The 4,330-nt window shown below is 45.9% G+C and carries 3 protein-coding genes and 1 pseudogene; all 4 read right to left on the bottom strand.

Annotated elements, in window-relative coordinates; translation table 11 throughout:
- A pseudogene (locus Q0241_RS12995) lies at window positions 1-493 on the bottom strand (molybdopterin molybdenumtransferase MoeA); the annotation flags it as partial.
- Complete coding sequence (mobB, locus tag Q0241_RS12990; protein ID WP_299378125.1) at window positions 493-1,014, bottom strand: molybdopterin-guanine dinucleotide biosynthesis protein B; 522 nt, start codon at window positions 1,012-1,014, stop codon at window positions 493-495. The gene mobB and the pseudogene Q0241_RS12995, both read right to left, overlap by 1 nt.
- Window positions 1,015-1,152: 138 nt before the next feature.
- The gene (gene uvrC, locus Q0241_RS12985; RefSeq protein WP_299378123.1) at window positions 1,153-3,231 is read right to left on the bottom strand and encodes an excinuclease ABC subunit UvrC; all 2,079 of its coding nucleotides are present in this window, start codon (window positions 3,229-3,231) and stop codon (window positions 1,153-1,155) included.
- Between the two features lie 640 nt (window positions 3,232-3,871).
- Complete coding sequence (locus Q0241_RS12980) at window positions 3,872-4,264, bottom strand: dihydroneopterin aldolase (RefSeq protein ID WP_299378120.1); 393 nt, start codon at window positions 4,262-4,264, stop codon at window positions 3,872-3,874.
- Window positions 4,265-4,330 lie beyond the last annotated feature (66 nt).

Below are 4,330 nucleotides of genomic sequence, written 5' to 3'. Positions count from 1 at the left end.
GACCAGCATGAAGAATGACAGAGCTTTCTTCGACATCTTCGCCCGCAAAACGCCTGTTGGATCCCGGCTTGATACCAAGGGGAATTGAGACTTCATTAGTTCCAATTAGTCGACAGTCTTCCTGCATCAGTACGGTATCTGCGCCTAGGGGCATGGGGGCGCCTGTGAAAATTCTTGCTGCGGTGCCTTTACGGAGTGTTTCCCGAACGTAGCTTCCGGCGGCGATCCGATCACTGATTGGTAGGATGGTTTCTGATGTTGTATTTAAATCATCAAAGTACACCGCATAGCCATCAACGGCCGAATTGTCATGCGGTGGTACATTGCAAGGTGAGATAACATCTTCGGCCAATACCCGCCCCAAAGATTCAACAACGGAAATCGTTTCAGTTTCTGTAATACACTGAAGCTTCTCTTCTAACAGGGCGAGGGCATTGGCCGTTGTCATTAACTTGCCGCCGTGGGCAAAACAATCATCCGAAAGTTGGGCCATTAGTCCGCGGCCTTTCTGGCCTTGTGATGAAGGTCACATGATATGCAGATGAAATCAGCGATCGCTTCTATATCGTTGAGATTTATTGTGGGCAGAGGCGTATCCATTTCGTCGTCATCGGTTGCGACCCCGATAATGTTAGGGTCGTCTTTGTGAAGCATGCGTTTTCCAAGGGCGGGGCGGAAAACTTCTAGCTTTTTATGCCTCTCCTTTTTGAAGCCTTCAATCAAAAGAATGTCCACGGGTGTCATATGAGGGATTAGTTCTTCAAGTGTTGGTTCTTTTTCATCCCGCAACTCATGCATCAAGGCCCACCGGTTCCCAGATGAAATCATCACTTCACTGGCCCCGGCCTCACGATGTTCATAGGAATCTTTACCGGGTTTATCAACGTCAAATTTGTGATGCGCATGCTTTAGTGTCGAGACTTTTAAGCCCCGCTTGACCAAAGTCGGGATCACCTGCTTGAGAAGAGTTGTCTTGCCGCTACCACTCCAACCTGCAAGGCCAAAAACCTTCATGATAAATCCTCTAACGTGTTGGTAAGTTTCTACAAGCTGTATAACGCCCAGATAAGGCTGTTGCTATGTTATAGATCAAATGAGGTGATGGCGACTATGGAATAAAAAGTTGTGGAATAGAAAATTGAGGGACAGAAATCATTCAGTGTTGAAATGATCATAAATTGACTGTGCGACAACGCGGCTGATGCCTTCGACCGCTGCCAAATCTTCAACCCCTGCGCGGGCAACGGCATCTGCTGAACCAAAGCGGAACAACAGCGCCTTTTTACGTTTTGCTCCAATCCCGGGAACACTATCAAGGGCAGATTTTAAACGCGCATTGGTTCGGCCTTTGCGATGTGTCTCAATGGCATAGCGGTGTGCTTCATCCCGTAGCCGTTGGATGAAGTATAAGACAGGATCTTTAGGGTCGACGAGAAAGGAAGGGCGATTGGGAAGAAATATTCTCTCTCGGCCAGCATTTCGGTCTTGCCCTTTCGCAATCGCAACGATGGGAATATCCGTCAGGCCGAGATCTTCAAGTACTTCAATGCCGACTGTTAGCTGTCCTTGCCCCCCGTCGAGAATTAGAAGGTCTGGCCATTGATCAGTCTGTCGATCGGGATCTTCCTTTAGGCTTCTTGATAGCCTGCGAGTTAAAACCTCTCGCATCATAGCGTAGTCGTCGCCTGCCTGATAAGCTGCTGGTGTTTTCTCTTCTTGACCGTCTTGGGGCTTGTCGCCGCGAATTTTAAACTTTCGATAAGCTTTTTTCATAAAGCCTTCGGGGCCTGCGACGATCATTCCGCCGTAAGCCTCTGACCCTTGGGTGTGAGAGTTATCATAAACCTCAACCCGCTCTGGTGTCGCTTCTAGGAACAACATATCCGACATGCCTTCAAGTAATCGGCGTTGGCTTGCACTTTCAGCCATCCGTCGGGCAAGGGCTTCGCGGGCATTGACGGTCGCATTTTCGACCAGCTTTCTTTTGGCACCTCGTGATGGGTGTGTAACGTCAACGCGTCGCCCTGCTTTTGTTCCCAATGCCTCTGCAAGGACAGGGGCCTCGGGTAGTTTATGGCTGACCATTACTAACTTTGGGACTGGCTTGTTCGCATAAAACTGGGCAATAAATGATGTTAGTACGGTTTCTGCCTCGATTGTTTTATCGTGTTTGGGAAAGTAAGAACGATTTCCGTAATTCCGGCCTGCCCGAAAGAAAAACACCTGAATACAGGATTGCCCGGCTTTTTCAAAAAGGGCGAAGACATCCGCATCATCTAAGTCAGCAATGTTAATTTCCTGCTTGGATTGGATTGCCGTAAGGGCGCGAATGCGATCCCGATAAACTGCTGCTTGTTCATAATCTTGTTCTTCAGCGGCAGTCTGCATCTTTTCAGCCATTTTTTTCTGAAAATTAGACGATGAACCACTTAGATAACTTTCGGCCTCTTGTACATGAGACGCATAGTTGGATAGAGAGACACGACCAACACAGGGCGCTGAGCAACGTTTGATTTGGTACATCAGACAAGGGCGAGTACGGTTTGTATAGACGCCGTCACTACAAGAACGGAGCAAGAAAGCTTTTTCCAGCGCTGTTATGGTCTGATTCACAGATCTGGCATCGGCAAAAGGGCCGTAATATCGCCCCTCTCTTTTTTGTGCGCCGCGATGTTTTGTTATTTGCGGTGCTTCGTGATCGCTTGTGATCAGAATGTAGGGAAATGATTTATCATCTCTGAGCAATACATTGTAGCGTGGGGCTAGACGCTTGATCAGGTTACTTTCCAGTAAGAGAGCTTCCGCTTCGGTGTTCGTTCGCACGATTTCCATGGATCGTGTTTCGGAAACCATACGTGTTATCCGATAGGGAAGCTGGTCAACCCGGGTATAAGAGACAACACGTTTTTTGAGGTTTTTTGCTTTTCCGACATAGAGAGGATTTCCCTCACTATCCATCATTCTGTAAACGCCGGGTGAGCCTGGCAGGGTTTTCACGACACTAAGTATTATACCGGTCCCGATTTCGATGTTGCTAGTTCCGGCGGCCTGTTCGGCATCTGATTGCGATCCCGCTTCCCAGCTGATGGTGTCTTCGGACAATCCTGAAACAGTATCAAGTGGATTATTAGCGATTGTCGGATCCAAATCTTCACGCGCAGCCATTGCCGATCGTTTTCCACCTTGCGACGGATCTTTTTTTCTTGCTTTGCGTGAAGGTACTTTTGTCATTTTCTGACTTAAACGGGTCCGGTTTAACTGTTCAAGAGAATTAAAATATGAAGATCTTAATATATCAGGTTACGTCTGCCCTAAGAAGAGTGTCTTGTACCACTTTAGATGACGTTTAATGTGGAACAGGTCAAGAACACTTTCTTAATGTATGGATGGGACTCTTAAGAAGACATAGGATTCGTCACATCTACTGATTTCTCGCTGTGAAACCGTATAAAATTATATCCACGGATCCTGTGGATAACTTTGTGGCTATCTTGTGAGCCTACGCGTATACCCCTTGAAAACACTAGCATTACAATAAGGTGCTTAAAAAATAGGCATATTTTGCAAGTTATTGATATTACTGTTGAATTTAAAGTCAACGTTCAAATGTGCAAAAAAAATTCTTTTTTATGGCTTGACGGTTACAGAAAGATTTCTCCTGTGTACAAGTTAGGGATTCTCGAAATAAAATTTCTTTGATTCTTAAAGGTTTTATTCGCTCGTCCCTCGATAAAAGATCGAATCTTGGCGATATTTTATAGATAACGAGTCGTTATCAAATATTAAGTTTTGGGGGAATTGTTTATGCGAAGAAGGCCAGAGATTGCTCTGGCCTTTGGTGCTTGCGGTCGATTAAAAAGGGAGGTTCTTATTAAGCGCGGCGTCTAGTGATTTCGATACCAACCCCAGCCACATCGGGATAACGATCAAGTTTTTCTATGCGCATGTGAACGGTCTTTATCCTATCGTCAAAGAAGCATGTTTCAGAGATGTCATTGGCAAGAGTTTCCAAAAGCTTCACTTTGGTTTGCAGGCAAACGTTTCTGACTTTCTTGACCAATATTCCGTAATTGATTGTTTCATCAATCTCGTCATTAAGAACAGGAAGAGGGCTCAGTGTAAGTTCAAGGTTTACCTTTAACCGCTGTGGGCGAAGTCTCTCTTCTTCAGTCAAGCCAATATTGCAGCTGAGTGTGAGGTCTCGGACCATTAATTTTTGTTCAATTAACTGGCTTCCGGAAATAGCGGATTTTTCGGATGTCATCTCGACATTCCTTTTCTTTTAAACAGTCTTGTTCAAGCCCTGATTAGCTGGGTAACTAATCGGGCG

Source organism: uncultured Kiloniella sp. (genome assembly GCF_937128705.1).
GTDB lineage: Bacteria > Pseudomonadota > Alphaproteobacteria > Kiloniellales > Kiloniellaceae > Kiloniella.
Note: the sequence above shows the minus strand (reverse complement) of the source record. Positions and strands in the feature narration are given on the sequence as shown.